The sequence below is a fragment of the Microbacterium sp. zg-Y1090 genome, assembly GCF_030246945.1.
GTDB classification, from domain to species: Bacteria; Actinomycetota; Actinomycetes; order Actinomycetales; family Microbacteriaceae; genus Microbacterium; species Microbacterium wangruii.
Genome location: NZ_CP126742.1, coordinates 3,001,709 through 3,028,557, shown reverse-complemented (window position 1 = coordinate 3,028,557; position 26,849 = coordinate 3,001,709). Strand labels below are relative to the sequence as shown.

Below are 26,849 nucleotides of genomic sequence, written 5' to 3'. Positions count from 1 at the left end.
CGGGCGGCGCGAGGTGACCGGTGATGCGAGCAGTTCCATCGAGATTCCTCCGTGTTGCGGCGCTCAGTCCAGCGAGAGCGCGATGATCGCGAGTGTGCAGATGCCGATGCCGGCACCCTGCGGCGCGCTGAGTCGCTCGCGCAGCACGCCGGCGGCCAGCAGCACGGTGACCGCAGGGTAGAGCGAGGTGAGCACGGCCGCCACGGCCAGTGAGGTCGTTCCGCTGGACAGCACGAAGGCGACGGTGCCCGCCGCGCCTGTCAGTCCCGCCGCGGTGCCCCAGCCGACGGCCGTGCGCAGGCGATGCCCGCGGGGGCGTGCGGCTGCGACGCCGATGCCGGCGAGCAGTGCGCCGGTCGCTTGATTGGCCGCGAGCGGCAGCAGTCCGGCGTCGGGCCCGATCTGGGCCAGGCAGACGAACAGCAGCCCGAAACCCGCACCGGCGAGGGCCCCGTCGCTGAGCGCCCCCCACGACCGCGGCGGCCGGCCCGGGCCGGTCTCGCGCGAGACCAGCCAGATTCCCGGGAGGGCGATGGCGATGCCCGCCCACACCAGCAGGCCGGGGCGCTCGCCGAGCACGACGCCTGCGATCACGGGCAGGGCGGCCGCCCCGACGGCCGACAGCGGTGCCACCAGCCCCATGCGACCGCGCGCCAGCCCTCGGTACAGGAACAGTCCGCCGGCCGCCGAACCGACACCGGCGAGCACTGCCCACCCGAAGTCCGCCGCCGTCGGGGCGCCGCCGCGGAGGAGCCCCGCGGCCAGGAGGGCGATCGTCCCCGCGATCTGGCCGACCAGCAGGATCAGCCACGGCGAGCAGCGCCGGGCACCGACGCCCCCGATGAAGTCCGACGTGCCGTAGGCGACGGCCGACGCGAGCGCCAGCAGGATGCCGAGGTTCACGGCATCCAGCCTGAGACCTCGGGAGAGGAGGCGGAAGGCCGTTCCTGCGCGCAGGCTGCTCGGGGCACCCGCGTCGAACGGTCAGCCGCAACCCGCCCCCGGCGCCGCCGGCGGGTCAGCCGGCCTGGCGTCGCAGCGCCTGCGCGACCCAGAAGTCCAGCGTCCCCTCATCCTGCGCCGCATCGGCGTGGATGTGGATCCACCCCGGCCCCATCGAACGGCCGGGGCCCATCTCGGCGCGCACGGCTTCGGGCCGCGTCACGAGATCGGCGTCTTCGTCGGCGCTGACGTGCACGAGCAGCCCCAGGTCCTTCCGGGCCGCGACCAGCATCGCCCCGTCGAACATCACGGCGATCGTGCCGAACATCGGCACTTCGCGCACCACTCCCGCCGGGAGGCGCCGCAGCACGCGGTCGAGCAGATCGCGCCGGGCCGCACCCACCATCACGGTCATGTCCTCACCTCGCAGCGTCGTCCGGATGCCGGTCAGCGTAGAGCGCAGCGCCGCCGCCGTCGAGGGGGACCCTGGCGCGGCCGTCGGCGGCGTCGTACCGTCGGAGCCAGCCGTCCGGCCTCCGGTGCCGGCGCCGGCGGAGGGGGAGACGATGAGCTGGGATGCCGATGACCTCACCAGGATCGGCGGTGCCGAGGAGCTGCAGGTCTCCTCGACCCGCCGCGACGGCACGGACCGCCCCTTCGTCCCATCTGGACGGTGCGCTCCGGCGACGCCCTCTACATCCGGTCGGCGTACGGTCCGGACAACCCCTGGTACCGGCGGGCCCGGCACGCCGGCGTGGGACGGGTGCGTGCGGGCGGCGCGGACCGTGCCGTGACGTTCACCGCGATCGACGCCGCCGACGCCGCGACGCAGCAGGCGGTGGATGCCGCCTACCACGCCAAGTACGACCGCTACGGGCCGCAGATCGTCGGCACCGTCACGGGACCGGCTTCCCACGAGACGACGTTGCGCATCGACCCGCGCTGAGCGCGCGCCAGGGTGCGGGACCGCTCCGGGGTGCGCCGGAATGCGGAGATCCGCCCGGATGCGGACGATCTCCCCGCAGGCATCCGCATTCCGGCGGATCACCGCATCCGGGGAGAGGCGACCGGGCACCGGCGCGACCGGCGCGACCGGCGCGACCGGCGCGGCGACCGGTGCCCGCGTGGCACCGAACGCCGCACGACCGCGCGACGCGGCGGAGGAGGCTCAGTCCTCGTCGGCGGGCGCCGCGCGCACCGCGTTGCGGTCGGCGATGAGCGTGTCGCGCACCCGACGGCGCAGCACCTTGCCGATGAGAGAGGTGGGAAGCTCCTCCCACACGCGGTAGGCGCTCGGCCGCTTGTACTCGGCGAGCTGCTCGCGGGCCGCCGCCCGGGCGGCATCCTCGTCGAACGTCGCTCCCGGCTCGAGCACGACGACGGCGGTCACGACCTCGGCTCCACCGCCGCGGGGGATGCCGACGACAGCGGATGCTGCGATGCCCGGCACCTCGTTGAGCACCTTCTCGACCTCGGTGGGGGCGACGTTGAAGCCGCCGGTGATGATGATCTCCTTCTTGCGGTCGACGACGGTCACGAAGCCGTCGTCGTCCTGCACGACCAGGTCGCCGGTGCGCAGCCAGCCGCCCTCGAGCAGCGCCTGCGCGGTCTCCTCCGGGCGGTTCCAGTAGCCCTGGAACACCTGCGGGCCCTTGATGAGAAGCTCCCCGACCTCACCCAGCTCGACCTCGCGGGTCGGTTCGTTCGGATCGACCACGCGGATGTCGGTGGAGGGGAACGGGATGCCGATGGCGCCGATCTTGCGGGAATCGTTGAACGGGTTCGCGAGCGCCACCGGGCTGGTCTCGGTGAGCCCGTAGCCCTCGTTGAGCATGCTGCCGGCCTGCTCCTCCCAGCGCTTCACGATCGTCGGGGTGAGGGTCATCGCACCCGAGATGGCGTAGACGACGCCCGACAGGTCGAGCTTGCCGTCACGCGCGACGCGGGCGAGCCGGTCGAACATCGGCGGCACGGCGGGGATGAACGTCGGCGGGTACTTCTTCGCCGCCTGCGACACCAGCTCGGGGTCGAAGGTCGGGAACAGCACGGCGTTCGAGCCCGTCTCGACGGCGTAGATCACCGACAGCAGCACGCCGAACGAGTGGAACATCGGCAGCAGGCCGTAGATGCGGCCCTCGCCGTGCGCGAAGCGCGGCATCCAGGCCGCTCCCTGGCGGGCGTTGGACCAGAGGTTCGCGTGCGTGATCATGGCGCCCTTGGGCACGCCGGTGGTGCCCGAGGTGTACTGCAGGCAGGCGAGGTCGCCCGCGCGGGGGCGGGGGGTGGATGCCGGCAGCGGCGCCGACTTCTCCAGCTGCGAGAACGGGATGGTGCCGGGGGCCGGCGCGGTGAGCTTGTCGCGTGAGGCGCGCGCCTTCTCGATGGGCAGGCGCAGCGCGAGCCGGGTCGCCAGCGGCATGGCGCGGGTGATGTCGACGGAGATGACCGTGGTGATGCCGAGGTCGGCGGGCATCGCCTGGATGACCGGGGCCATCTTGTCCCACGTGATGACGTGCCGCGCGCCGTGGTCGCGGAACTGCACCTCGAGCTCGTCGCGGGTGTACAGCGGGTTGTGCTCGACGACGATCGCCCCCAGGCGTAGCACGGCGTAGAAGGCGACCAGGTGCTGCGGGGCGTTGGGCAGGACCAGGGCGACGCGGTCGCCGGCCTTCACGCCCAGCTCGGCGAGGCCGCCCGCGACACGGGCGACACGGTCGGCCAGCTCGCGGTACGTCATCGAGGCGCCGAAGAACGTCACGGCGGGGAGATCGGCATACTGCGCGACCCGCTCGTCGAGCAGGTCCACGAGTGACCCGGTCGCCACCTCGATGTCCACCGGGGTCCCCTCGGCGTAGAAGCGGTTCCAGGCGCGGGTCTCGTTCATCTGCACTGGACAAGATTACGTCGCGGCGTCGCCGGGGTCAGAACGGCCGCGCCGTCGCGACACGCGGCACGCGGCCGTCGACGACTCGGCGCAGGGAGCGGAGGACGCCGACCACGGGGAGGGTGGTCGCGGGGCCTCCGGCGCGACATGATGGGGCGATGACGCCAGCCTTCGGTGGTCGCCGCGACGGATGGGCACGATGAGCGCGGTGGATGGCGCGTCGGCGGGGGCGCCGAGCCCCGGCCCGGTGACGGCCTTCCTCGAGGGGCTCGAATCGCAGTTCTCCCGCGTCGAGCGGTTCAAGGACACCGTCGATCCCGCCGCCGCCCGCGAGGGCCGGCGTATCGTGACGGAGTTCCTGACCCCCCGGGTCGCGGAGCTGCGCGCAGCCGCCGGGCTCCCCGCCGGACGCGGGCGCGTCGCGCACGGCCGGCGCCTGGCGGCCGAGGACGGCAGCCGCGTGGGGACGCAGGAGCTCCCCGTGTACGTCTACTGGGACACCGGCATCGACGGCGCCCCGGACCTCGTCCGCGCGTGCATGGAGCGACTGCGCGAGGTGCACCCCGATGCCCGCTTCCTCGATGCCGCCGGCATCCACGAGCTCATCGCCGTGCCCGAGCGCGTGACGGCGGTGCTGGCGCAAGACCACAAGGCCCACTACGCCGACTACCTGCGGGTGGCTCTGCTCGAACAGCACGGCGGCATCTGGGTGGATGCCACCTGCTGGCTGCCCGGGCCGTTGCAGGACGTGATCCTCACCTACCTCGATGCGGGCGTGGTCTACCCCCGCTGGACCCACCGGGAGATCGGCAACTGGTTCATCGCGTCGGTTCCGGGCTCGCTCATCATCACGCTGCAGCGGCTCGCGCTGGACATGTGGTGGCAGGAGCGCTCCGACGTGCCGGACTACTTCCTGTACCACCGGATCTTCGAGACCCTCTATGCGCTGATCCCCGAGTTCCGCGGGCAGTGGTCACGCGTGCCGCCGCTGTCGAGCACCGCGAGCCACCTGCTGCAGCTGAGCATGATGCAACCGTGGTTCCCCGGGGTCGCCGAGATCATGGCGCGCCTGTCGATCGTGCAGAAGCTCAGCTACAAGTACGACCCCGAGACCGTCCCGGAGGGCTCGATCCTGCACCGTCTGCTGCTGCAGCAGCCGCTGTGACGACCGGCGTCCCCGGCCTCGTGTGCACAACAGCGCTGATCCGGCGACGAAACCGCGCGGGCGCGCGCGCAACCCGGTCTCGGGCGCGGCATGGCGACGTTGTGCGCGCCGGCCGCGGCTGCCCGCTGGCGACCGCCGCGCGTCAGGAGCCGGAGCGGCCGGTGAAGTGGTCCATCGAGGAGTACACGTGGAAGACCTTGTCGGCCACGACGTCCCAGACGCGGGTGGGAAGCACGCCGCGCAGCGCCAGAGCGAGCTTGACCGTCCACGGGCGCAGCACCATCGGCGTGCCGCGCACAAGGCCACGCCACGCGGCGCGGGTGGCCTGCTGCGGCGTCATGATGGGGGTCAGCAGCGGGCCGCGCGCTCCGGCGAACATGCCGGTGGAGATGTAGCTGGGGCAGAAGGTCGTCACGCCGATGTGGCGGTGGCCGCGCGCCCGCAGTTCCAGCCGCACCGAGTCGCTCCAGCCGATCATCGCCCACTTGGATGCCGCGTAGACCGCCATGTTCGGGTTCGCCAGCGTGCCGGCGGCCGAGGCGATGTTGAGGATGCGCTTGGGGCGGGAGGTGTCGGAGATCATCGCCGGCAGAACCTCGCGGGTCAGCCACATGGCCGCGAGCGTGTTCACGCGCATGGTCAGTTCGATGTCGCGCTCGGGGTCGTTGTCCCAGAACACCCCGCCGCGCACGATGCCGGCGTTGTTGACGAGCACATCGGGCTCGCCGAGCTCCTCGCGCATGCGCGCCAGGCCCGCGACGATCTCCTCCTGGCGGGAGATGTCCACGCGGTAGGCGCGCACATCCACACCCGAGGCGCTGAGGCGCGCCGCCAGGGCGCTCGCCGTCTGCTCGTCCACGTCCCAGAGGGCGATGGCCCGCGCGCCGCCGGCGACGGCGCGACGGGCGAACAGCTCGCCCATCCCGCGCGCGCCGCCGGTGATCAGCACCGTGGCGCCGCGGATGGGATCGGGAGTGCTGGGCTGGGCGGTCATGCGGGACCCTTTCCGTCGTCTTCCGACAGCGTATCCGGGGCCCGCATGGCCGCTCGGTTCACCAGGTGGAGTCGCCGCGGATGACGGCATCCGACCCGCCGTCGATGTAGATCACCTGACCGCAGAGGTGCGCGTTCTCCTCGCTGACGAGCCAGGCCATGAGGCTGGCGACGTCGCCCGGCTCGAAGATGCCGTTGAGGGGCATGGGCACCCGCTCCAGCAGGGCCGCCTTGGCCTCCTCGGTGCCGGTGAGGTCGAAGGTCATGGGGGTGGCGACGACCCCGGGGGCCACCGCGTTGAGGGCGATGCCCGCCCCGGCCCACTCGGCCGTGGGGGCGACGCGCCGCAGCCAGCGGGCGAGGCCCTGCTTCGACGTGCCGTAGATGAGGTTCGCCACCTCCGGGCCTCCGGCGGCCAGCTCGGTCGCCCTGGCCAGTGCGGTCGGCTCGTCCTCGGCGAGGAAGGCCTGCAGCAGCGCCTCGTCGGGCGGGAACAGCGCCGCCATCGAGGTGGTGGCCACGGCGCGCGGGGCGGGCGAGGCGGCCAGCAGCGGCCGCAGCCCGGTGAGGGTGGCGACGGCGCCGAAGAAGTTGACCGCGGCGGTGGCGACGGTCGGCGACGACAGTCCCGCGTTGGCGATGACGACGTCGACGACGCCGTCCGAGAGGTCGGTGACCTCGGCGACCAGGGCCTCGCGGCCCTCGGTGGTCGTGAGGTCGACGTTCACGTCGGCCCCGGCGATGTCGACGCCGATCACGCGGTAGCCGCGTTCGGCGAGGAGCTCGGCGGCGGCCCGTCCGATTCCGCTGGCAGAACCGGTGATGACGGCTGTGCGGGTCATGGTCTGTGCCCTTTCTCTGGGGTTCCTATGGCCATGATTGCATGTGGTCTGACCAAAGGGAAGAGGGGCGCGGAGCCGTGATCGCCCGGGCCGTCAGTCCATCGTCAGCATCACCTTGATCGCCCGGCGCTCGTCCATCGCCTTGTAGCCTTCCGCAGCCTCTTCGAGGGGCAGCGACAGGTCGAAGACCTTGCCTGGGTCGATCTCGCGATCCCAGATGAGACGGATCAGCTCGGGCAGGAATCGCCGCACCGGGGCCGGGCCGCCGTGCAGGTGCACGAGGGAGAAGAAGAGCTCCCGGCCGGGAAGCTCCACGTCGTGCGACACGCCGACGAACCCGATGTGGCCGCCGGGACGTGTGGCGCGCAGGGCCTGCAGCATCGACTCGTGGGTGCCGACCGCCTCGATGACGGAGTGCGCGCCCAGCCCGCCGGTGAGCTCTTTGATGCGGGCGACGCCGGCGTCGCCGCGTTCCTCGACGATGTCGGTCGCGCCGAACTCGCGGGCCAGCGCCTGCCGGTCGGCGTGGCGGCTCATCGCGATGATGCGCTCGGCTCCCAGCCGCTGCGCGGCGAGCACGCCCATGAGTCCGACCGCGCCGTCGCCGACGACGACCACGGTCTTGCCGGGGCCGACGCCGGCGGCTGTCGCCGCGAACCAGCCCGTGCCGAGCACGTCGGATGCCGCGAGCAGCGACGGGATCAGGTCGGCATCGGGCGTGCCGGGGGTCGCGACGAGGGTGCCGTCGGCCAACGGGATGCGGGCGAACTCCGCCTGAGTGCCGATGCGCCCCATGGGCACGGCGTGCACGCAGCGCGATTCGTACCCATCGCGACAGATCTCGCAGGTGCCGTCGGAGGCGAAGAACGAGCCCACGACGAAGTCGCCCCCCTTCACGGTGCGCACCTCGTCGCCGACCGCGGTGACGACGCCGGCGTACTCGTGCCCCATGGGCATGGGGCCGCGCACGGTGTCCGCACCCCGGTAAGGCCAGAGGTCGGAGCCGCAGATGCACGTCGCGGCCAGCTTGATGACGGCATCCGTCGGCTCGATGATCGTCGGGTCGTCGCGCTCTCCGACCTGCACCTGGCCGGGTGCCTCCAGGATCACTCCGCGCATCGCTGTACCTCCGTCGTCTTCGGGCCGGGCGGGGCGTCCGGCGCGTTCACGATAGCCCTTGTCCCCACGCGAGGGCAGAGGTTGCGGGGGCTGCGTCTGCAGGCCCGGAGGGCGCTCGCGCCCACCGTCATCGGGTGCCGAATCGATTCGATAGGATGTCTCATCGGCGTCCCGCGACGCCCACCGACCCGAAGCGTGAAGGCTCCCGCATGTCCACGTCCCTGACCACCGGCAGCCCCTGGCGCGTCATCCTGCTGTTCTCGGTTCCGCTGCTGCTGGGCAACGTGGTGCAGCAGATGTACCAGTTCGCCGACGCCGTGGTCGTCGGGAGGTGGCTGGGGGTCGAAGCCCTGGCGGCGGTCGGCGCTACCGGCAGCCTCTTCTTCTTTCTGCTCGGGTTCGTCTGGGGCCTGACGACCGGGTTCGCCATCCCCACGGCGCAGGCGTTCGGCGCCCGCGACGCGGCGGGCGTGCGCCGGTCCGTGGCCGCCGGCACGCTGCTCACCGCCATCGCGACGGTGCTGCTGACCATCGCCGGGCCGCTGCTGTCGGAGCCGATGCTGCTGCTGCTGCGCACGCCGGCGGAGCTCATGCCGCAGGCCACGGTCTTCGCGCAGGTGAGCTTCCTGGGCTCCGGGGCGATGCTGTTCTTCAACTACCTGTCGGCGATCATCCGCGCCATCGGGGACTCGCGCACGCCGCTGATCTTCCTCACCGTCGCGTGCGTCATCAATGTGGGGCTCGTGGTGCTGATGGTCGGCCCCCTGCAGTGGGGCATCGGGGGTGCGGCGCTGGCGACCGTCGTCGCCCAGGGGCTGTCCGTCGTGCTGTGCGTCGACTTCGTGCGCCGCCGCGTGCCGGCGCTGCAGATGCGCCGCAGCGACTGGCGGGTGTCATGGGAGGACCTCGCCGACCACCTTCGGCTCGGCCTGCCCATGGGCTTCCAGGCCTCCATCATCGCCATCGGCACCCTCGCCGTGCAGGTGCGCCTGAACGAGCTGGGCGCCGACGCGGTGGCCGCCTACACCACGGCCTCGCGCGTCGACTCGCTCGCCGTCGCGCTGCTGCAGTCGCTGGGCCTTGCCGTGTCGATGTACGTCGCGCAGAACTTCGGCGCGCGACGCCCCGACCGCATCCGCCGCGGCGTCGTGCAGTCGGTGTGGATGGCGATCGCGGCATCCGTCGTCGTCGGCGCCCTGCTCGTGCTGTTCGGCAGCGGTGTCGTGCGCCTGTTCGTCGGCGAGGGGTCGGATGCCGTCGTCGCCATGGCCGCCCTCATGCTCGTGATCAACGGCGTGAGTTACAGCCTGCTGGGTGTGCTCTTCGTCGTCCGCGGGGCCCTGCAGGGCCTCGGGCACACCCTCATCCCCACCGTCACCGGTGCGATCGAGCTCGTGATGCGCGTGGTCGCCGCCGTCGTGCTGGGGGGACTGATCGGGTTCGCCGGCGTCGCCTGGAGCAACCCGCTCGCATGGCTCGGTGCCGTCGTGCTGCTCGTGCCGGCGTACATCCGCGAGCACCGGCGTCTCGCCACCATGCCGGTGCTCCCCGCCACCCTCACCCCGACCACGCCCATCCCGGTGATCGGACCCGTCGACGGGTCGATGGCCGTCGACGCCGTCGTGACGCAGCCGGTGCCGGTCGTCGACCCCGGCGGTGCGCGTCGGCTGCGCCAGCGGATGCAGCGCGTGCGCGGCGCCCGCCGCGATCGCGACCGCAGCGGCCGCTGAAGTCGCGCTGGGACGAGGCCGCGACCGGCGCAGGTTGCGCCCGCCCGGGTCGCCGCCCGCAGGAACGCCGCCCACGGAGTCTGGTGGACGGTCGTCGGCTGTGGGATCATTCCGGCGTCCGCTGGGGGACCCGCCTCCGGCCGGACAGGGAGGACGATGATGCCCGATACCCGCGACGGCGACGACGGATCGTTCAGCGCTGACGAGCGCGCGGCCATGAAGCAGCGCGCGGCCGAACTCAAGGCCCAGGCCGCAGGCGGCAAGGGGGGAGCGAAGAAGGAGCGCGAGGCGCAGGCGTGCCTCGACGCGATCGCCGCGCTTCCCGAGCCCGACCGCTTCCTCGCCGAGCGGTTCCACACGGCGGTCACCGAGACGGCGCCGGATCTCGACCCGAAGACCTGGTACGGCTTCCCCTCGTACGCGCGGGACGGCAAGGTGCTGACCTTCTTCCAGCCGGCATCCAAGTTCGACACCCGCTACTCCACGATCGGCTTCAACGAGGAGGCCGCGCTCGACGACGGTGCGCTGTGGCCCACCGCGTTCGCGATCGTCGAGTACACCGACGCGGTCGACCGCACCGTGCGGACCCTCGTGGCCAAGGCCGTGGGCTGATCCAGGCCTCCCGCCGGGGTGCGCGCCGGTGTCGGCCCCGGCCTTGCGCGTGCCGGTGACCGGTTGGATGCTGGGCGCGACGGATTCGACAAGGAGGTCTGCCGTGCAGAAGATCGTTCCCAACATCTGGTTCGACCACAACGCGGCCGAGGCCGCCCGCTTCTACACCGACGCGTTTCCCGGCGCGACGGCCGACGTCACCGCCCGCTACCCGGCGGAGGGGCTGCCGGGGTTCCAGAGCGAGTTCGCCGGCGCGGAGCTGGGGATCGAGGTGGAGTTCGACGGGTACCGCCTGATGCTCATCAACGCGGGGCCGGAGTTCCGCCCCAACGCCTCGGTGTCCTTCATGGTGAACTTCGACTCGTTGCTGTTCTCCGGCGATGCCGCCACCGCTCGCGGCGCTCTCGACGCGTTGTGGGAGAAGCTCATCGACGGCGGCGCGACGCTGATGGAGCTGGACGAGTACCCGTTCAGTCCCCGCTACGGCTGGCTGCGCGACCGCTACGGGGTCAACTGGCAGCTGATCCTGGGCGAAGGCGAGCCGCGCCCCTTCCTCATGCCGTCGCTGCTGTTCAACGGTCCGGCGCAGAACCGGGCGCGCGAGGCGGTGGACTTCTACATCGACCTCTTCGATCGCTCCGGGGTCGGCACCGTGGCCGAATACCCCGAGCCGACCGGGCCCGCCGTGGCCGGCGGGCTGATGTACGCCGACTTCCAGCTCGAGGGGCAGTGGTTCACGGCGGCGGACTCCGGCGTCGACATGGACGAGCCCTTCAGCCCGGGGGTGTCGCTCGTGGTGCGCTGCCGCGACCAGGCGGAGATCGATCGGCTGTGGGAGGCGCTGTCCGCGGTGCCCGAGGCGGAGCAGTGCGGCTGGCTCGTCGACCGGTTCGGCCTCAGCTGGCAGATCCTGCCCGAGAACATGGCGGAGCTCATGGCCCATCCGGGCGCGTACGCCCGCATGCTGGACATGCACAAGATCGTCATCGCCGACCTCTGAGCCGGTCTCCCGCGCAGCGGGGAGCGCCAGGGCGCCGGCCCGTCAGCCGGTCAGATCGGCGGGGTCGATCGAGACGATGCGGTCGTCCCCGGTGCGGGGGTCGCCACGGCCGTCGGTGTTGTTGGTGACGATCCACACGCGCCCGTCCGGAGCGGTGAGCACGTCGCGCAGGCGTCCGTATCGCCCCGCGAGGTGCTCGGTCGCGGCCGTCGGGTCGTCCACCGGCACGGCCCGCAGCACCTCACCGCGCAGATTCGCGATCAGCACGGTGTCATCGACGATCGCGATGCCGCTCGGGCTGGCAGCGGCGGTCGGCCACTGGGCGACCGGGTCGGTGAAACCGGCAGCCCCGGCGGCGCCCTCGACGGTGGGCCAGCCGTAGTTCGCGCCGGGCTCGATCACATTCAGCTCGTCCCAGGTGTTCTGGCCGAACTCGCTGGCGAACAGGCGCCCGTCGTCGGCCCATGCCAGGCCCTGCACGTTGCGGTGGCCCAGGCTGTACACCGGCGAGCCCGGGCGGGGGTTGTCCGCCGGCACGTCGCCGTCGGGCGTGACGCGCAGGATCTTCCCGTTTCGGGCATCCGGGTCCTGAGCCGCGTCGGGATCGCCGGCGTCACCCACGGGCACGTACAGCATCCCGTCGGGGCCGAACGCGATGCGCCCGGCATTGTGCGTACCGGATGCCGGCAGGCCGTCGATGACGGTGCGGGGCGAGCCGAGGGTCGTGGATCCCGCATCGCCCTCGATCGGGTACGCCTGCACCCGGTTGCCCGTGGGCGTCGTGGCGTAGGCGTACAGCTCGCCGTCGTGGAGGGCGAGGCCCAGCAGCCCGCCTTCGCCACCGTGCGCCACCCCCTCGATCACGGCGACGTCGCGCAACCCGCCGCCGGCGGTCCACTCGAAGACGCGTGCGGTGTCGCGCTCGCCGATCAGCGCCGCGTCCCGTCCCATCGTCACGACCGACCACGGCGACGTGAGGCCGGTCACCACGTCGAACGGCGGGCCGGACGCTGCGGTCCCAGGCGACGGGCGCGGCGTCGCGGTGGCCCCCGGGGCATCCGTCACTGCCGGAGCCGGAACGGCGGTGGGCGCGGCGGGCGGTGCCGCAGCACAGGCGGCCAGCGGGGCGGCGACCGCGACCGCGACCGCCGCCGCGAGGGCGAGCCTGCGCGGGGCTCGGCGGAGCGTCGAGGTCATGGTCCTCCCGGGGTGGGGAGGTCAGGCTACCAAGCGCCGTCCCGGCTCACACGGCCGGCGCCGTCGTGACCTTCGCCCGCTGGATCTCGGCATACAGGTCGTGCCGCAGCTCGGCGAACCTCGGCAGCGAGCGGGTGGTCAGCTGGTCGCGCTCCCTCGGCAGGTCGACGATCATCTCCCGCTGCACGAAGGTCGGCGACGACGACAGCACGATGACGCGCTCCGCGAGATACACCGCCTCGTCGATGTCGTGTGTGACGAACAGGGTCGTGATGCCGAGCTCGTCCCAGATCCGGCGGATGAGGTCTTCGAGGTCGGCGCGGGTCTGCGCGTCGACGGCGGCGAACGGCTCGTCCATGAGGAGCACCTTGGGCTGGTAGGCGATCGCCCGCGCGATGGCCGCGCGCTGCTGCATCCCGCCCGACATCTGCCAGGGGTAGGAGTCGGCGTTCGCGCCGAGACCGACGTGCTCGAGGGCGTCCCGCACCCGTTGCCGGCGTTCGGCGGCCGACAGACGCAGCTCCTTCAGCGGCAGCTCGACGTTCTGGCCGACCTTGAGCCACGGGAACAGGCTGCGGCCGTACTCCTGGAAGACGAGCGCCAGGCCCTTGGGCGGACCAGCGACCCGGCGCCCGTCGACGACCACCTCGCCGGCGGTGGGGGTCATGAGCCCGGCCATGTTCTTCAGCAGCGTGGTCTTGCCGCTGCCGGACGGGCCGACCAGGCAGACGAACTCGCCCTGGCGGACGGAGAAGTCCACGTCGCGGAGCGCCTCGAAGGCGGTCGGACCGCTGCCGTAGATCTTCTGGAGGTGGGTGACGCTGAGCATGGTGCGCACTCTTTTCGGTTCAGGATTCGTGGTCCGCCGCCCGCAGCCCCGTATACCAGCGGAGCACGCGCGTCTCGGCGAACTGAAGGACGAGGGAGGCGAGCAGTCCGAGGGTGCCGAGCACGATGATCCCGGTCCACATCTCGGGAAGCGCGAAGTTGCGTTGGAACTGCACGACCGAGAACCCGAGGCCGTTGGTGGCCGCGAACATCTCGGAGATGACCATCAGGATGATGCCGACCGACAGCCCCTGGCGCATTCCGGCGAAGATCTGCGGCGATGCGGCGGGGAGCACGAGGGCGATCAGCCGACGGGGCCGGCTGAGGTGGTACGAGCGGGCCGTCTCGGTCATGACCGGGTCCACCCCGCGCACGCCGTCGATCGTGTTGAGCAGGATCGGCCAGAGCGCCCCCAGCGTGATCACCGCGACCTTCATGCCGTCGCCGATCCCGGCGAACAGCGACACGACCGGCACCAGCACGGGGCCGGGAATGGCACGCACCAGCTCGAGGACCGGCTCGACGAACGCCCGCAGGCGCGGGTGCAGTCCGATCGCCGTGCCGAGCGCGACGGCGATGAGGGCGGCCGAGGCGAAGCCGATGGCGAGCCGTGCCACCGACGGGACGCCGTCGACGATGATGCTCGAGCCCCACCCGTCGTCGAGCCAGGTCTCGGGGAAGGCCCCGAGGATCTTCTGCAGCGAGGGAAAGTAGATGCTCTCGGAGTCGGCGCTGGCCACCCACCAGAGCACCGCCAGCAGAAGCGGCAGCGCGACGGCGTTGCCGACGACGGTCAGTCGTGAACGTCTCATGCGCCGCGCTCCGTCCGGGTCGAGTTGTGCCAGCGCAGCAGGTGGCGCTCGGCGATGCGGATGCCGGTGTTGACGGCGACGCCGAGCAGGCCCGTGACGATCACGAGGGCGTACAGCCGGTCGGTCGCGCCGGCGGACTCGGCGAGGGCGATGGCCTTGCCGATGCCCGGGGTGCCGATGAGCAGCTGCGCGGTCACCGTCAGCACGAGCGCGACGGTGGCCGCCAGGCGGATGCCGGTCATGACGAAGGGCAGGGCGCTCGGCCAGATGACCGTCGTCACCCGGCGCCACAGGCTGAGCCGGTACGAGCGGGCGGTCGCCATCACGACGGGGTCGACGTCGGCGGCGCCGTAGATGGTCTGCACGAGCACCTGCCAGAACGCGGCGTACACGACGAGCACGAGCGCCGACTCATAACGCGGCCCGAACAGGAGCACCACGAGCGGGATGAGCGCGACCGACGGAATCGGGCGCAGGATCTCGATGAGGGATGCCGTCGCGCGCCGCACCGGGGGCAGCTGGCCGATCACGAGACCCAGGGCGATCCCCGCCGCAGACGACAGCGTCAATCCCAGCGCCCACACGTAGAGCGTGTCGTAGATCGCCTGCCAGAGCGTTGCGTCGCCGAGCATGCCGACCAGCGCCGACAGCACGGCGCTCGTCGGAGGGAGGTCCTGCGGCCGTACGACCCCGAGGGCCGGCAGCAGCTCGCCGGCGAGGCCGAAGACGAGAAGGCCGGCCGCCCCGAGCAGCGGGTTCACCAGCCGAGGCGGCAGGACCCGCCGCCGGGTGGAGCGGGAGGCCTGCACGGCCTCCCGCTCCGCGTGCGGCGCGGCTGCGGATCGCAGTTCCGCGGTCATCACTCGCCGAGGAAACTCGTGTAGTCGGGGTCCTCGCGCAGCACGCCGTAGGTCTTCGCGGCGGCGGCCAAGGCCTCCAGGCCGTCGCGGTTGATCTCCGGGTGCCAGGTGGGCATCGCGATCGTCTTGGCCGTGGCCTCGTCGAGCTCGTTGAAGTCGACCAGGGCGGCGCGGGTCGCCGCTTCGTCCTCCATCGCCAGGGCGAAGGACTCGTGCACGGCCGCGGTGAAGCGGGACACCAGATCGGCGTCGTCGGCGGCCAGCGCGGTGGAGGTGAAGAAGTACGCCGAGTCGAAGCTGTCGGACATGTCCGTCATCGGGCTCGCGACGATGGCGCCGCCTTCCGCGAGGATCTGGCTGCGGAAGGGCTCGGTGGTCCAGGCGGCATCCACTTCGCCGGCCGCCAGCTGCGCAGGCATGTTGGGGTAGGGGATCTCGACGAAGGTCACGGCATCGGGGTCGCCACCGGCGGCGGCGATGGAGTTGCGGATCGTGATCTCGCCGAAGTTGCCGAGGGCGTTGATGGCGACGCGCTTGCCCTGCAGGTCCAGCGCGTCCTCGATGCCGCTGTCGGCGAGGGCCGCGACCTCGGTGGCATCCGCGCCGGCGACGCCCGACGAGCTCGACCCGTTGGAGACGATCTGGATCGGGATGCTGTTCTCGTGGGCGACCAGCAGCGACACGACGTTGCTGTAGCCGAAGTCGTACTCTCCCGACACGACGGCCGGCACGATGGCCGCGCCGCCCTGGGCGAACTCCAGCTCGAGGTCGATGCCGTGCTCCTCGAACACCCCGGCCTCCAGGCCCATGTGGATCGGCACGAGGTCGGCGATGGCGAGGATGCCGACGGTGACGCTGTCCAGCGTCGTGGCATCCGCTGCGTCGGGAGTGCTCTCCCCGGCGGGGCTGCTCGGGCTGCAGGCGGTGAGCACGGCGGCCAGGGTGGCGACGGCGGCAACGGCCGCGGCGCGGGTGGATGTCTTCATGCGGGGCTTCCTTCGGTTCGGGTTCGGATTCGGGTTCGGGCGGGTGAGGGCGCGGACGGGGGACGAGGGAGCGGCGACGGATCAGGCGGCGTCGACGGGGATGGCGTCGACGGGGGTCAGCAGGCGTTCGGCCTCGGCGCGCAGCAGCGTTCCCCAGGCCTCGATCGCCGCGGGCGTGCATCGGAAGCTCGGGGCGACGACGCTGAGGGCCGCGAGCGTGCGACCCCCCGAGCGCAGCGGCACGGCGACGGCGGTGGCATCCGATTCGACCTCGCCCTCCGCGACGGCGTAGCCGCGCGTCAGACCGACGCCGTCCAGGGCGGCACCCGCAGCGGTGCCGGCCAGCGGGATCGATTCACCGACCCACGACCGGTGGCGCACCGCCCGCGTCCCCTCGAGGGCGGCGATGTAGGAGGCGGTGTCGGCGTGGGAGCGGATGCTGAGATAGACCGATTCCCCGGTGAGCGCGACGATGCGCTGCATCGCCGGCCAGACGAGGTCGACCAGGGTGTCCGCTCCGAGTGCGCGCAGACCGAACTGCAGCACCCGCCCGCCGGGGACGAACTCGCCGGACTCCTCGCGGCGCACGAATCCGGTCTTCTCCAGCGTGCGCAGCAGTCGCAGTGCTGTGCTCGGGGCCAGCCCGGTCGCGCGGGACGCGGCGGAGAGGGTGACGCGACCGCGCTCGCACACGATCGCGAGCAGCGACAGTGTGCGTTCCGCCGAACGCGTCGCGACTTCGGTCATGGCAGGTCTCCTCCGGTCGCGTCGAACGTATCCACGCGAGATGCACCGGCCTTTTCGCCCACGTTTCCGGCAGGCAACAGATGTTTGCCGCTCTGTGGAAAGGCCGCTCGGACGGGCAGGGCGGCCAGCCTTACCCCAGCCGCGGGCGAACTACACTGGAAGGGTTCCCCTTCGCTTCGAGCTGACGAGTTCCGCCGTGTCCGACACCTCCGCCCGTACGTTCGACGTGCGCCACCTGCAGCTCGCGCGCGCCCTGTTCGCGCTGACCGCGGGGATCATGATCACGTTCACCCCCGACCACTCCGCCGTGGTCGGCCTGGCGGTGTTCAGCGGGTTCGCCGTGGCGACCGCCCTCGTGCTGCTGCTGTCGGCCTGGCTCGTCTACCCGGCCGGCCGGCGCGGCACGGTCGTGCTCCTCGGCATCCTGACCCTGCTCGCGGGCATGGTCGGCGGGGTGTCGGGGTGGCGCACCACCACCACGTTCTTCGTCCTCATCATCGTCTGGGCGCTGGCGAGCGGCGCCACCGAGCTGGTCTCCGGCATCCTCGCCCGCCGTCGGGCGCGGGCAGAGGACTCGCCCGCCACGGCCGTCGAGCGGGGAGAGGCCCGTGACGCCATCGTCGTCGGTGCGCTGACGCTCGCCCTCGGGCTCGGGATGCTGGCCGTGCCCGCCGGCTACCGTCTGGACTACTTCGTCGACGAGGCCGGCTCCTGGTTCACCCTCACCGGCACCGTCATCGGCGTCGGCATCTTCGGCGCCTACGCGGCGATCATCGGGGTCTTCCTCGGCATCGCGGGGTTCTCGCCGCGCCCCACCGACACCGGGGCCCAGCCCCCGGTCGTCACCGAATCCGGAGGTCGGTCATGACCGAGCCCACCCGTCCCACCCGTCGCGAGCTGCTCAAGCCCGTGCAGCTGCTGGGGTTCGCCTTCGCCGCCGCGGCCTTCGGGGGGCTCGTGACCCTCATGTCGATGGGGGCGCTGCAGGCCGGGCCTGCTGAGGACATCCAGCGGGCATGGGTCGTCGCCGCCATCGTGGCGGGGGTGTCATTCATCGCGACGCTGGTCGTGGTCGCGCTGCTCATCCTCGTGGTCGACCCGGCGCAGGTGACCAAGACCATCGACGGGCCGGTCATGCGCACCGACCGCAGTGACGCCGGCGACGCCGGAGAGGCGCCGGACGGCGACGACAAGCGCTGACGCCGCGCTCACCCGCCCGAGCGGGGCTCACCCGCAGGAGGGAGTGCTCACCCCGCGGGGCGGATGCTCACTCCGCGAGCAGGGTGTCGACGAGGGCGGCGGCCAGGCCGGTGTAGCCGGCAGGGGTGAGCGCCAGCAGACGCTGCTTCGCCGCGTCGCCGATGTCCAGTCCGCTCACGAACTCCGCGAGCTCGGCGGCGCCGACGCGGCGGCCACGGGTGAGGTCCTTCAGCAGCGCGTAGGGGTCGGTGATCTGCGAGCGGCCGGCGACGATCTCCGCGCGCACGACGGTCTGGATCGCCTCGGCCAGCACCTCCCAGTTGGCGTCGAGGTCGCCCAGCAGCACCTCGCGCGACAGTGAGATCTCACCGAGACCGCGCTCGAGGTTGTCCAGCGCGAGCAGCGAGTGCCCGAACGCGACGCCGATGTTGCGCTGCGTCGTGGAGTCCGTGAGGTCGCGCTGCTGCCGTGACGTGACGAGGGTCTGCGCGAGGGTGCCGAACAGTCCGCCGGCGATCTCGAGGTTCGCCTCGGCGTTCTCGAAGCGGATCGGGTTGATCTTGTGCGGCATCGTCGACGATCCGGTGGCCCCGGCGACCGGGATCTGGGCGAAGAAGCCCATCGAGATGTACGTCCAGACATCGGTGGCGAGGTTGTGCAGGATGCCGCCGGCGTGGCGGGCGCGGTCGTACAGCTCCACCTGCCAGTCGTGCGACTCGATCTGCGTCGTCAGCGGGTTGAAGCCGATGCCCAGCCCTTCGATGAAGCCGCGCGACAGCGCGGGCCAGTCCACATCGGGCTCGGCGGCCACGTGGGCCGACCAGGTGCCGGTGGCGCCGGAGAACTTCGCGAGGTACTCGCCGCCCGCGATCTGCGCGGCGACGCGCTCGAGCCGCCAGACGAACACGCCGAGCTCCTTGCCCATCGTCGAGGGGGTCGCCGGCTGCCCGTGGGTGCGTGAGAGCATCGCGGCATCCTTGTGCTCGACGGCCAGCGCGCGCAGCTTCTCGATGACCGAATGCAGCTTCGGCAGCCACACCCGCTCGACGGCGCGCTGCACGGTCAGGGCGTACGAAGCGGAGTTGATGTCCTCGCTCGTGCAGGCGAAGTGCGCGAGCTCGGCGATGCCGTGCAGTCCCAGCGTCGACAGCCGGTCGCGCACGAGGTACTCGACGGCCTTCACGTCGTGGCGGGTCACCGCCTCCTTCTCGGCCAGCCAGTCGATCTCGCTCTGACCGAACTCGCGGTACAGGCGCCGCAGGGCGGTCTTGTCGGCCTCGGACAGCGGGGCGGTGCCGAACAGCGACCGATCGGTGAGGGCGATGATCCACTCGACCTCGACCTCGACCCGGGCGCGGTTGAGGCCGGCCTCGGAGAGATAGTCGGCCAGACCGGACACGGCCGCGCGGTAGCGACCGTCGAGGGGGCTGAGCGGCTGCGGGGGGAGGGACGTGGACACGCGGTCTCCGATGGCTGGGGCGCGGCTCGGCGCGCTCAGCGGAGCTGGCGGACCGCGGGTTCGAGTTGCCGGAAGAGCGCCCGGCACGCGTTCTCGATCATACCGAGCACCTCATCGAACATCTCCGCGCCCGCGTAGTACGGGTCGGGCACGTCGAGCTGCTCGCCGGCGGCGGCGTCGAACGTGCGCAGCAGGGACACCTTGTCCGCGTCGGTGGGCGTGCGCGCCCACTGCAGGAGGATCCGCTCGTGGCTGCGGTCGAGGGCGACGACGAGATCGGAGGCGTGGAAGTCCTCCTGCATGAACTGCCGCGCCCGATGGCGTTCGCCGTCGTAGCCGCGTCGTGCCAGCGCCTCGAGGGTGCGGGAGTCGGCGCGTTCGCCCACGTGCCAGTCGCCGGTGCCTGCGCTCCACGACGAGACGCGATGATCGAGCCCCGCCCGCTGCGAGAGCGAACGGAACACGACATCGGCCATGGGTGAGCGGCAGATGTTCCCGGTGCAGACGAAGACGACGCGGAACGGGTCCACGGCGGCGGTCATCCACCCATCATGGCGACTCCGCGGCCGTCTGCACAGGCCCCGATTCGGCGCGAGATGTCCACGGATCGCTCACGGCCGCCCCGCGCGTGCGCGCGCACCGCGAGAGTCGAGGGCATGCAGAACGCCGGCCGCGCAGAGATCGAGCGGGTGGATGCCGCCTCTCGCCGCATCGCCGCGGTCGCCGCCGATCTGGCCGGGCTGCGCGCGCGAGCCGGCGCTCTGGCCGCGCAGACCGACTGGCAGTCCAGCGCCGCCGAGGCCTTCCGCGCCTCGGTGGCCGACTGGTCGACGGCGATCTGGCTGCTCGACTGGCCGCTGGAGCGGCTGCAGCAGGGGCTCCGGCGCACGCGGGCCATGCTCGAGAGCCTGTCGCCGCCGTCGTCATGAGCGCGCTGGAGATCCGCGGCGGCGGGGCCGTGGCCGTCGACACGGCGTCGCTGGATGCCGCCGCCGCCGGATTCGAGCTCGTCGCGGCCGACCTCGACGACGCGGGTGCGGGTGCGCGCGCCGCAGCGGCCGAGGTGATCGGGGTGATGTTCGCCGATCAAGACGGGCTGGATGCGCTCGCCGACGACATCGCCGCGCTCGCCGCCGCGGCCCGCGACCTGGCCGCGCGGCTGCGCCAGGCCTCCGAGGTGTACGCGATCGTCGAGCTCCGCGCGGCGCTGGCGGCGGCGCAGGCGCGCGGCGACGGTGCGATGATCGTGCGGGCTCGGATGGCGCTCGCCCTCGCGCGTCTGGATGACCCCGACGCCGCGCGGGCGGCGGATGCCGCAGTGGCGGCCTGGCGCGCCGACACCGGTGCGGCGCTGGGCGGTCAGGCGCTGGCATTGGCCCTTCATGCCGGCCCCTTCGCCGTCGGTGCACTGTCGGTGGGCCTGCCCGTGCTCCGGCAGGTGATCCGCGCCCGCGGTGGCGGCACGATCCATGCGGCATCCGCACCGCCGGCGCCGGCGCCGCCCGCGGACCTGCTGCCGCTGCGACGCACCGCCCGCGGCGGCCCGCCGGCGTCGCTGGCCGAGGCGGCATCCCGCGTGCCGGGGGAGGGTCAGGCTCGCATACGGGTGGAGAAGTACACCATGCCCGACGGCTCCGCCCAGTTCGCCGTCTACATCGCCGGCACGCAGACACCCACCGCCGGGGGGACCGACCCGTTCGACATGCAGTCGAACCTGGAGCTCTACGGCGGCGGGCTGTCCGCGTCGTACACCGCGGTCGTCGCGGCACTGCAGGCGGCGGGCGCGGGCGAGGGCGACGCCGTGCACGCCTTCGGTCACTCCCAGGGCGGCATGATCGCCGCGCGTCTGGCCGCAGAGGGCGCATTCGACACCCGCACCGTGGTCACCTTCGGCTCGCCGGTCGTGGCCGCCGTCGGCACGCAGACCCTGCTGAGCGTCACGGTGCGCCATGCCGACGACCCCGTCGTCGCGCTCACCGACGGCGGCCTGCCTGAAGCTGCCGGGGCACCCGGCAGCTTCGTCGCCGAGCGGCTTGCCGACCCGCGCCCGGATGTCGGGGACCTGCTCGCGCCGAGCCACCACATGACCGCCTACGTCGACAGCGCCGAACAGCTCGACGTCAGCGCCGATCCGCGCATGGGCGCCGTACGGGCGGTCTGGGCGGATCTCGGCGCCGCGGTCGCGGTCGAGACGGCGGTCTGGGGTGCGGTGCGGCCGGGCGACCCGGTCAGACGCGGCGGCGCTGCGGGCGCAGGATGATGCCGAAGATCCAGTTGATGAGGGAGATGACGATCGCCGCGACGACGCCCCACCAGAAGTCCTCCACGCGCAGGCCCCATTGCCAGAACGAGGTGATCCACGCCGTCAGCCACAGCAGGAAGCCGTTGATGATCAGCGAGATGAGACCGAGGGTGAGGATGTACAGCGGGAAGGCGACGATCTTCACCACCGTGCCGATGACGGTGTTCACGATCGCGAAGATCGCGGCCACCGCGAGCAGGGTCAGCACCAGCTGGAGCGTCTCGCCCGGGGGGAAGGCGATGACCGTGACCTGCAGCACCGGAATCAGGGTGGCGATCCAGATGGCGAACGCGTTGATGACCACACGGATGATGAATCGCATGCTCTGCAGTGTGGCATGAGCCCTTGCGCGGGCCCGACAGACGCGCGTGACATGCGCGGGCTGCGGGCGCTTGTAGGCTCACAATCGTGACTGAGGCCCCTACGCCCCCGCCCGTGCGCATCCGTCCCGAGATCGCGGCCCTTCCTGCCTACAAGCAGGGACGCCAGGCCGGCGCCGACGCGTTCAAGCTGTCGAGCAATGAGAACCCGTTCGAGCCGCTGCCCAGCGTCGTCGAGGCGCTGCGCACCGTGACCTCGGTCAATCGCTACCCCGACGCATCGGCGTCGCGGCTGCGCGCCCGGCTGGCCGCCCGGTTCGGTGTGGGCGCCGACAGCGTGCACGTCGCCGCCGGCAGCGTGTCGATCCTGCAGCAGCTCGCGCTCGCGACCTGCGGGCCGGGCGACGAGCTGATGTACGCCTGGCGCTCGTTCGAGGCCTACCCGGGGCTGGCCGCGGTGGCCGGCGCGACGGCGATCGCCGTGCCCCTCACCGCCGACGGCGCGCATGATCTCGACGCGATGGCCGACGCGGTGACCGAGCGCACCCGCATGGTGCTCGTGTGCAGCCCGAACAACCCCACCGGACCCATCGTCACGCAGCGGGACTTCGAGGCCTTCCTCGACCGTCTTCCCCGCGACCTGCTCGTCGTGCTCGACGAGGCGTACGCCGAGTTCGTCACCGACCCCGCCGCCGTCGACGGCGGCCGGGTGCTGGCGGCGGGGCACCCGAACGTCGTCGTGCTGCGCACCTTCTCCAAGGCCTACGGGCTCGCCGGGCTGCGGATCGGCTACGGCGTGGGAAACCCGCGCGTCCTCGACGCGGCGCGCACGACCGGCATCCCGCTGTCGGTCACGGCTCAGGCCGAAGGTGCGGCGCTGGCCAGCCTCGATGCCGAGGACGAGCTCATCGCCCGCGTCGCCGTGATCACCGACCGTCGCGACCGCCTCGCGTCGATCCTGCGGGAGATCGGCTGGAACGTTCCCGAGGCGCAGGGCAACTTCGTGTGGCTGCCCGCCGCGGAGTACACCCTCGAGGTCGCCCCGCGCTTCGAGGATGCCGGGCTGGTCGTGCGTCCCTTCGCCGGGGACGGCGTGCGCATCTCGGTCGGCGAAGAGGAGTCGCTCCCCGACATCGCCGAGGCCGCCGCGTCGGCGCTCTCACTGCTGCCCGCTGACCACCCGGCACGCCGGCGCTGACGCCCCGGAACACCGCGATCCGGCGACCGGACTGTGGATCGGACACTGCGGATCGCGGCATCCGTTGTGGGATGTCCAGCACGGCGGGCACCGCGGGGGGCATTAGCGTAGGACCATGATCCAGCCCGAAGATCCCGCCCTCGTGCGCGTCCTCGCGGCCGACGGATCGTTCGCGCCGACCCCCGCCGCCGAGCCGTACCTCGACCTCGTCGAGGCGATCGACGACGCCGACCTCGAGCGGTTCTACCGCGACATGGTCATCAGCCGCGCGTTCGACCGGCAGGCGACGAACCTGCAGCGACAGGGCCAGCTGGCGCTGTGGCCGCCGTCGTTCGGGCAGGAGGCCGCGCAGGTCGGCTCGGCCCGCGCCGCGCGTGCACAGGACCACATCTTCCCGTCGTACCGCGAGCACGTCGTGTGCACCATCCGCGGCGTCGATCCGGTCGACATCATCCGTCTCATGCGCGGACTCACCCACGGCGGCTGGGACCCGGCGGACCCGGGCAACGGCAACACCCGCCCGTACACGCTCGTGCTCGGTGCGCACACGCTGCACGCCACCGGGTACGGCATGGGCCTGGTCTTCGACGGCCGCACCGCCACCGGCGACCCCGAGCGCGACGAGGCGGTCGTGGTCTACTACGGCGACGGAGCGTCCAGCCAGGGCGATGTGCACGAGGCCATGGTGTTCGCGGCGAGCTACCGCGTGCCCCAGGTGTTCTTCCTGCAGAACAACCAGTGGGCGATCTCGGTGCCGGTGGCAACGCAGTCGCGCACCCCGCTGCACCTGCGGGCCGCGGGCTACATGCCCTCGATCCTCGTCGACGGCAACGACGTGCTCGCCAGCTACGCCGTCACCAGACGCGCCCTCGACGAGGCGCGCGCCGGCGACGGGCCGCGCGCCATCGAGGCGATGACCTACCGCATGGGCGCGCACACGACCAGCGACGACCCCACGAAGTACCGCACCTCCGACGAGGAGCAGTCCTGGACGCAGCGCGACCCGCTGGTGCGCATGCGCACCTTCCTGCAGGGGCGCGGCGCGGCGGACGAGTTCTTCGCCGACGTCGACGCCGAGGCGCAGGCGCTCGCCGACGACGTGCGCACCCGCACCAACGCGCTCGGGACGATCCCCGCCGAGTCGATGTTCGCCCATGTCTACAGCGAGGCGCATCCGCTCATCGACGAGCAGCGACAGTGGCTGGCCGACTATGAGGCGGCGTTCACGGAGGAGGCATCATGACCGCTCCGACGACGACGGCCGCGACGACGGCGGCGACCACCGCCGCGGTGACCAGCATGCCGCTGGGCCGCGCGCTGAACGCCGGGCTCCGCGCGGCCATGGCCGCCGACGACCACGTGCTGCTGATGGGCGAGGACATCGGCCGCCTGGGCGGCGTGTTCCGCGTGACCGAAGGGCTGCAGGCCGAGTTCGGCGAGCAGCGCGTGCTCGACACCCCGCTCGCGGAATCGGGCATCATCGGCACCGCGATCGGGCTGGCCATGGCGGGGTTCCGCCCGGTCGTCGAGATCCAGTTCGACGGCTTCGTCTTTCCCGGGTTCGACCAGATCACCACCCAGCTGGCCAAGCTCACCAACCGCTCCGAGGGCCGGCTGCAGATGCCGGTCGTCATCCGCATCCCCTACGGCGGGCACATCGGCGCCGTCGAGCACCACCAGGAGAGCCCGGAGGCGTACTTCACGCACACCGCGGGCCTGCGGGTCGTGTCGCCGTCGACCGCGAACGACGCCTACTGGATGATCCAGGATGCCATCGCCTCGCCCGACCCGGTGATCTTCCTCGAGCCGAAGGCCAGGTACTGGGCCAAGGGCGAGGTCGACACCACGGCGCGTGCCGTGCCGTTGCACGCCTCCCGCGTCGTGCGCCGCGGCACGGATGTCACCCTGGTCGGTCACGGCGCCATGGTCACCACCCTGCTGCAGGCCGCCGCGCTCGCCGAAGGCGAGGGCACCTCGTGCGAGGTGATCGACCTGCGCTCGCTGTCGCCCGTCGACTACGCCCCGATCCTCGACTCGGTGCGTCGCACCGGCCGCATGGTCTACGCGCAGGAGGCGCCCGGCTTCACGTCGGTGGGGTCGGAGGTGGCCGCCACCGTCATGGAGCGCGCCTTCTACGCCCTCGAGGCCCCGGTGCTGCGGGTGTCGGGCTTCGATGTGCCGTTCCCGCCCGCGAAGCTGGAGGGCGTCTACCTTCCGGATGCCGATCGCATCCTCGAGGCCGTCGATCGCGTTCTCGCCCATTGAGGCCGCAGGGCCGCTGCGAAAGGACCACGCATGAGCACGCAGACCTTCGTCCTGCCCGACGTCGGTGAGGGACTGACCGAGGCCGAGATCGTGCAGTGGCGCGTGGCGCCCGGCGATGCCGTCGCCGTGAACGACGTCATCGTCGAGATCGAGACGGCCAAGTCCCTCGTCGAGCTGCCGTCGCCGTTCGCCGGCACGGTGGGCGAGCTGCTGGCCGCAGAGGGCGCCACGGTCGCCGTGGGCGCCCCGATCATCACGATCGCCGCCGCCGCGGCCCAGGTCGCGGAGCCCGCGGTGGTCGGGCATTCCGAGCACGGCGAGCCGGCGGCATCCGACGAGGGCGGCGGCTCGGTGCTGGTGGGATACGGCACTCCCGGCGCCGTCGCGTCACGGCGCCGCCCGGCGCGCAGTCACAGCCCGCAGCAGCAGGTGCGCGCCTCGGCCGGCGTGATCGCGAAGCCGCCGATCCGCAAGCTCGCGCGAGACCTGGGTGTCGAGCTCTCCACGGTGACCCCGACCGGCCCGGCGGGGGCGGTGACGCGGGAGGACGTGCTCGCGCAGGCGTCGCAGGCCAGCGTCTTCCGCAACCTGCAGACCCCCGACCGGCCCGAGGAGCGGGAGCAGACCATCCCGGTCGCCGCGCCCGCCGCATCGCCCGCGCCCGCCGCGGACGACGGCCGCGAGGAGACGATCCCGGTGAAGGGCGTGCGCAAGGCCACCGCTTCGGCGATGGTGCGCTCGGCCTACACCGCGCCGCACGTGTCGGTCTGGACCGACGTCGACGCCAGCCGCACGATGGAGCTGGTCAAGCGGCTGAAGACGTCGCCCGACTTCGCCGACATCAAGGTGTCTCCGCTGCTGATCATGGCCCGCGCCGTCATCTGGGCGGTGCGGCGGACGCCGATGATCAACGCCGCCTGGATCGACACCGACGACGGCGCGGAGATCCGGGTGCGCAACTACGTGAACCTCGGCATCGCGGCGGCCACCCCGCGGGGCCTGCTCGTGCCGAACATCAAGGACGCGCAGGACCTGAGCATGCGCGAGCTCGCGCGGGCGCTGGAGCGTCTCACGGTGACGGCGCGCGAGGGGCGCACCGCCCCGGCCGACCAGCAGGGCGGCACGATCACGATCACCAACATCGGCGTCTTCGGCATGGATGCCGGCACTCCCACGATCAACCCGGGGGAGTCGGGCATCGTCGCGATGGGCGCGATCCGTCAGAAGCCGTGGGTCGTCGACGGCGAGGTGCGCCCCCGGTGGGTCACCACCGTCTCGGGCTCGTTCGACCATCGCGTGATCGACGGCGACGCGATGAGCCGGTTCATCGCCGACGTGGCATCCGTGCTCGAGGAGCCCGCGCTGCTGCTGGACTGACCCCCGGCGGC

General features: G+C 72.2%; 28 protein-coding genes. 13 read left to right on the top strand and 15 right to left on the bottom strand.

What is annotated here, in order from left to right:
- Positions 1 to 63: 63 nt before the first annotated feature.
- Positions 64 to 903, bottom strand: coding sequence for a DMT family transporter (locus QNO26_RS14225; protein WP_257533882.1), 840 nt, complete (start codon positions 901 to 903; stop codon positions 64 to 66).
- Between the two features lie 115 nt (positions 904 to 1,018).
- A complete protein-coding gene (locus QNO26_RS14220; protein ID WP_257533881.1) occupies positions 1,019 to 1,357 on the bottom strand; it encodes a TfoX/Sxy family protein in 339 nt (112 codons plus the stop codon).
- Between the two features lie 258 nt (positions 1,358 to 1,615).
- Between QNO26_RS14220 and QNO26_RS14215 the strand changes: the two genes are divergently transcribed.
- Positions 1,616 to 1,888: a DUF2255 family protein gene (locus tag QNO26_RS14215; RefSeq protein WP_257638557.1), complete on the top strand. Its 273-nt coding sequence runs from the start codon at positions 1,616 to 1,618 to the stop codon at positions 1,886 to 1,888.
- A gap of 222 nt (positions 1,889 to 2,110) precedes the next feature.
- Here QNO26_RS14215 and QNO26_RS14210 read toward each other — a convergent pair whose 3' ends face one another.
- Positions 2,111 to 3,826 (bottom strand): long-chain-fatty-acid--CoA ligase, encoded by a 1,716-nt coding sequence (locus QNO26_RS14210; RefSeq protein WP_257638556.1) that lies wholly within the window; start codon positions 3,824 to 3,826, stop codon positions 2,111 to 2,113.
- Between the two features lie 199 nt (positions 3,827 to 4,025).
- On the opposite strand from QNO26_RS14210, the gene QNO26_RS14205 reads away from it, so the two are divergent.
- Positions 4,026 to 4,991 (top strand): capsular polysaccharide synthesis protein, encoded by a 966-nt coding sequence (locus QNO26_RS14205; protein ID WP_257533878.1) that lies wholly within the window; start codon positions 4,026 to 4,028, stop codon positions 4,989 to 4,991.
- Between the two features lie 142 nt (positions 4,992 to 5,133).
- Here the strand turns inward: QNO26_RS14205 and QNO26_RS14200 are convergent, their stop codons facing one another.
- The 3 genes from QNO26_RS14200 to QNO26_RS14190 form a co-directional block, all read right to left on the bottom strand.
- Entirely contained in the window at positions 5,134 to 5,985 is an 852-nt protein-coding gene (locus tag QNO26_RS14200) for an SDR family NAD(P)-dependent oxidoreductase (RefSeq protein WP_257638555.1), read from the bottom strand.
- A 58-nt stretch (positions 5,986 to 6,043) separates the two neighbouring features.
- Positions 6,044 to 6,826: an SDR family oxidoreductase gene (locus QNO26_RS14195; protein WP_257533876.1), complete on the bottom strand. Its 783-nt coding sequence runs from the start codon at positions 6,824 to 6,826 to the stop codon at positions 6,044 to 6,046.
- 93 nt (positions 6,827 to 6,919) lie between these two features.
- Positions 6,920 to 7,945: a zinc-dependent alcohol dehydrogenase family protein gene (locus QNO26_RS14190; protein WP_257638554.1), complete on the bottom strand. Its 1,026-nt coding sequence runs from the start codon at positions 7,943 to 7,945 to the stop codon at positions 6,920 to 6,922.
- A 209-nt stretch (positions 7,946 to 8,154) separates the two neighbouring features.
- On the opposite strand from QNO26_RS14190, the gene QNO26_RS14185 reads away from it, so the two are divergent.
- The 3 genes from QNO26_RS14185 (at position 8,155) to QNO26_RS14175 (ending at position 11,287) form a co-directional block, all read left to right on the top strand.
- A complete protein-coding gene (locus QNO26_RS14185; protein ID WP_257638553.1) occupies positions 8,155 to 9,675 on the top strand; it encodes an MATE family efflux transporter in 1,521 nt (506 codons plus the stop codon).
- A 159-nt stretch (positions 9,676 to 9,834) separates the two neighbouring features.
- Positions 9,835 to 10,287 carry an iron chaperone gene (locus QNO26_RS14180; RefSeq protein ID WP_257533873.1) on the top strand — a complete coding sequence of 151 codons (453 nt, stop codon included), beginning with the start codon at positions 9,835 to 9,837 and terminating at the stop codon, positions 10,285 to 10,287.
- A 103-nt stretch (positions 10,288 to 10,390) separates the two neighbouring features.
- Positions 10,391 to 11,287, top strand: a complete 897-nt coding sequence (locus QNO26_RS14175; protein WP_257638552.1) for a VOC family protein — start codon at positions 10,391 to 10,393, stop codon at positions 11,285 to 11,287.
- A gap of 42 nt (positions 11,288 to 11,329) precedes the next feature.
- Here QNO26_RS14175 and QNO26_RS14170 read toward each other — a convergent pair whose 3' ends face one another.
- The 6 genes from QNO26_RS14170 to QNO26_RS14145 form a co-directional block, all read right to left on the bottom strand.
- The gene (locus QNO26_RS14170) at positions 11,330 to 12,484 is read right to left on the bottom strand and encodes a PQQ-dependent sugar dehydrogenase (RefSeq protein WP_257533871.1); all 1,155 of its coding nucleotides are present in this window, start codon (positions 12,482 to 12,484) and stop codon (positions 11,330 to 11,332) included.
- 46 nt (positions 12,485 to 12,530) lie between these two features.
- Positions 12,531 to 13,313 carry an ABC transporter ATP-binding protein gene (locus QNO26_RS14165; protein WP_257533870.1) on the bottom strand — a complete coding sequence of 261 codons (783 nt, stop codon included), beginning with the start codon at positions 13,311 to 13,313 and terminating at the stop codon, positions 12,531 to 12,533.
- Positions 13,314 to 13,332: 19 nt separating this feature from the next.
- Positions 13,333 to 14,124, bottom strand: a complete 792-nt coding sequence (locus QNO26_RS14160) for an ABC transporter permease (RefSeq protein ID WP_257533869.1) — start codon at positions 14,122 to 14,124, stop codon at positions 13,333 to 13,335.
- Positions 14,121 to 14,984 carry an ABC transporter permease gene (locus tag QNO26_RS14155; protein ID WP_257533868.1) on the bottom strand — a complete coding sequence of 288 codons (864 nt, stop codon included), beginning with the start codon at positions 14,982 to 14,984 and terminating at the stop codon, positions 14,121 to 14,123. Before QNO26_RS14155 ends, QNO26_RS14160 begins: the two co-directional genes overlap by 4 nt.
- Positions 14,984 to 15,970, bottom strand: a complete 987-nt coding sequence (locus tag QNO26_RS14150; RefSeq protein WP_257533867.1) for an ABC transporter substrate-binding protein — start codon at positions 15,968 to 15,970, stop codon at positions 14,984 to 14,986. The genes QNO26_RS14155 and QNO26_RS14150 overlap by 1 nt, the downstream gene beginning before the upstream one ends.
- An 81-nt stretch (positions 15,971 to 16,051) precedes the next feature.
- Positions 16,052 to 16,717, bottom strand: a complete 666-nt coding sequence (locus tag QNO26_RS14145; protein WP_257533866.1) for an IclR family transcriptional regulator — start codon at positions 16,715 to 16,717, stop codon at positions 16,052 to 16,054.
- Positions 16,718 to 16,913: 196 nt separating this feature from the next.
- On the opposite strand from QNO26_RS14145, the gene QNO26_RS14140 reads away from it, so the two are divergent.
- Together QNO26_RS14140 and QNO26_RS14135 are read left to right on the top strand one after the other, a co-directional pair.
- Positions 16,914 to 17,585, top strand: coding sequence for an acyl-CoA synthetase (locus tag QNO26_RS14140; RefSeq protein WP_257533865.1), 672 nt, complete (start codon positions 16,914 to 16,916; stop codon positions 17,583 to 17,585).
- Positions 17,582 to 17,917 (top strand): amino acid transporter, encoded by a 336-nt coding sequence (locus QNO26_RS14135; protein WP_257533864.1) that lies wholly within the window; start codon positions 17,582 to 17,584, stop codon positions 17,915 to 17,917. Before QNO26_RS14140 ends, QNO26_RS14135 begins: the two co-directional genes overlap by 4 nt.
- Positions 17,918 to 17,984: 67 nt before the next feature.
- On the opposite strand, the gene purB is transcribed toward QNO26_RS14135, so the two are convergent.
- Both purB and QNO26_RS14125 read right to left on the bottom strand, forming a co-directional pair.
- On the bottom strand, positions 17,985 to 19,376 hold the full coding sequence (purB, locus tag QNO26_RS14130) for an adenylosuccinate lyase (protein ID WP_257638551.1): 1,392 nt from the start codon (positions 19,374 to 19,376) through the stop codon (positions 17,985 to 17,987).
- 35 nt (positions 19,377 to 19,411) lie between these two features.
- Positions 19,412 to 19,918, bottom strand: coding sequence for a low molecular weight protein-tyrosine-phosphatase (locus tag QNO26_RS14125; protein ID WP_257533862.1), 507 nt, complete (start codon positions 19,916 to 19,918; stop codon positions 19,412 to 19,414).
- 114 nt (positions 19,919 to 20,032) lie between these two features.
- Between QNO26_RS14125 and QNO26_RS14120 the strand changes: the two genes are divergently transcribed.
- A complete protein-coding gene (locus QNO26_RS14120; protein ID WP_257533861.1) occupies positions 20,033 to 20,305 on the top strand; it encodes a hypothetical protein in 273 nt (90 codons plus the stop codon).
- A complete protein-coding gene (locus QNO26_RS14115; protein WP_257638550.1) occupies positions 20,302 to 21,636 on the top strand; it encodes an alpha/beta hydrolase family protein in 1,335 nt (444 codons plus the stop codon). Before QNO26_RS14120 ends, QNO26_RS14115 begins: the two co-directional genes overlap by 4 nt.
- Here the strand turns inward: QNO26_RS14115 and QNO26_RS14110 are convergent.
- Complete coding sequence (locus QNO26_RS14110) at positions 21,605 to 22,000, bottom strand: phage holin family protein (RefSeq protein WP_257533859.1); 396 nt, start codon at positions 21,998 to 22,000, stop codon at positions 21,605 to 21,607. The genes QNO26_RS14115 and QNO26_RS14110 overlap by 32 nt on opposite strands.
- Positions 22,001 to 22,086: 86 nt before the next feature.
- Here QNO26_RS14110 and QNO26_RS14105 point away from each other — a divergent pair, with 86 nt between their 5' ends.
- The 4 genes from QNO26_RS14105 (at position 22,087) to QNO26_RS14090 (ending at position 26,838) form a co-directional block, all read left to right on the top strand.
- Positions 22,087 to 23,196, top strand: a complete 1,110-nt coding sequence (locus QNO26_RS14105; RefSeq protein WP_257533858.1) for a histidinol-phosphate transaminase — start codon at positions 22,087 to 22,089, stop codon at positions 23,194 to 23,196.
- Positions 23,197 to 23,311: 115 nt separating this feature from the next.
- The gene (locus tag QNO26_RS14100) at positions 23,312 to 24,439 is read left to right on the top strand and encodes a thiamine pyrophosphate-dependent dehydrogenase E1 component subunit alpha (RefSeq protein WP_257533857.1); all 1,128 of its coding nucleotides are present in this window, start codon (positions 23,312 to 23,314) and stop codon (positions 24,437 to 24,439) included.
- 56 nt (positions 24,440 to 24,495) lie between these two features.
- A complete protein-coding gene (locus QNO26_RS14095; RefSeq protein ID WP_374679387.1) occupies positions 24,496 to 25,461 on the top strand; it encodes an alpha-ketoacid dehydrogenase subunit beta in 966 nt (321 codons plus the stop codon).
- A 30-nt stretch (positions 25,462 to 25,491) separates the two neighbouring features.
- Complete coding sequence (locus tag QNO26_RS14090) at positions 25,492 to 26,838, top strand: dihydrolipoamide acetyltransferase family protein (protein WP_257638549.1); 1,347 nt, start codon at positions 25,492 to 25,494, stop codon at positions 26,836 to 26,838.
- Positions 26,839 to 26,849 lie beyond the last annotated feature (11 nt).

Bases quoted from the DNA above. Each gene is read 5' to 3' on its own strand.
- QNO26_RS14205 (WP_257533878.1), top strand. From the start codon at position 4,026: ATGAGCGCGGTGGATGGCGCGTCGGCGGGGGCGCCGAGCCCCGGCCCG.
- QNO26_RS14135 (WP_257533864.1), top strand. From the start codon at position 17,582: ATGACCGAGCCCACCCGTCCCACCCGTCGCGAGCTGCTCAAGCCCGTG.
- QNO26_RS14120 (WP_257533861.1), top strand. From the start codon at position 20,033: ATGCAGAACGCCGGCCGCGCAGAGATCGAGCGGGTGGATGCCGCCTCT.
- QNO26_RS14090 (WP_257638549.1), top strand. From the start codon at position 25,492: ATGAGCACGCAGACCTTCGTCCTGCCCGACGTCGGTGAGGGACTGACC.
- QNO26_RS14145 (WP_257533866.1), bottom strand. From the start codon at position 16,717: ATGACCGAAGTCGCGACGCGTTCGGCGGAACGCACACTGTCGCTGCTC.
- QNO26_RS14150 (WP_257533867.1), bottom strand. From the start codon at position 15,970: ATGAAGACATCCACCCGCGCCGCGGCCGTTGCCGCCGTCGCCACCCTG.
- QNO26_RS14165 (WP_257533870.1), bottom strand. From the start codon at position 13,313: ATGCTCAGCGTCACCCACCTCCAGAAGATCTACGGCAGCGGTCCGACC.
- QNO26_RS14190 (WP_257638554.1), bottom strand. From the start codon at position 7,945: ATGCGCGGAGTGATCCTGGAGGCACCCGGCCAGGTGCAGGTCGGAGAG.
- QNO26_RS14095 (WP_374679387.1), top strand. From the start codon at position 24,496: ATGCCGCTGGGCCGCGCGCTGAACGCCGGGCTCCGCGCGGCCATGGCC.
- QNO26_RS14155 (WP_257533868.1), bottom strand. From the start codon at position 14,984: ATGACCGCGGAACTGCGATCCGCAGCCGCGCCGCACGCGGAGCGGGAG.
- QNO26_RS14160 (WP_257533869.1), bottom strand. From the start codon at position 14,124: ATGAGACGTTCACGACTGACCGTCGTCGGCAACGCCGTCGCGCTGCCG.
- QNO26_RS14185 (WP_257638553.1), top strand. From the start codon at position 8,155: ATGTCCACGTCCCTGACCACCGGCAGCCCCTGGCGCGTCATCCTGCTG.
- QNO26_RS14125 (WP_257533862.1), bottom strand. From the start codon at position 19,918: ATGACCGCCGCCGTGGACCCGTTCCGCGTCGTCTTCGTCTGCACCGGG.
- QNO26_RS14110 (WP_257533859.1), bottom strand. From the start codon at position 22,000: ATGCGATTCATCATCCGTGTGGTCATCAACGCGTTCGCCATCTGGATC.
- QNO26_RS14195 (WP_257533876.1), bottom strand. From the start codon at position 6,826: ATGACCCGCACAGCCGTCATCACCGGTTCTGCCAGCGGAATCGGACGG.
- QNO26_RS14180 (WP_257533873.1), top strand. From the start codon at position 9,835: ATGCCCGATACCCGCGACGGCGACGACGGATCGTTCAGCGCTGACGAG.
- QNO26_RS14170 (WP_257533871.1), bottom strand. From the start codon at position 12,484: ATGACCTCGACGCTCCGCCGAGCCCCGCGCAGGCTCGCCCTCGCGGCG.
- QNO26_RS14200 (WP_257638555.1), bottom strand. From the start codon at position 5,985: ATGACCGCCCAGCCCAGCACTCCCGATCCCATCCGCGGCGCCACGGTG.
- QNO26_RS14100 (WP_257533857.1), top strand. From the start codon at position 23,312: ATGATCCAGCCCGAAGATCCCGCCCTCGTGCGCGTCCTCGCGGCCGAC.
- QNO26_RS14220 (WP_257533881.1), bottom strand. From the start codon at position 1,357: ATGACCGTGATGGTGGGTGCGGCCCGGCGCGATCTGCTCGACCGCGTG.
- QNO26_RS14115 (WP_257638550.1), top strand. From the start codon at position 20,302: ATGAGCGCGCTGGAGATCCGCGGCGGCGGGGCCGTGGCCGTCGACACG.
- QNO26_RS14210 (WP_257638556.1), bottom strand. From the start codon at position 3,826: ATGAACGAGACCCGCGCCTGGAACCGCTTCTACGCCGAGGGGACCCCG.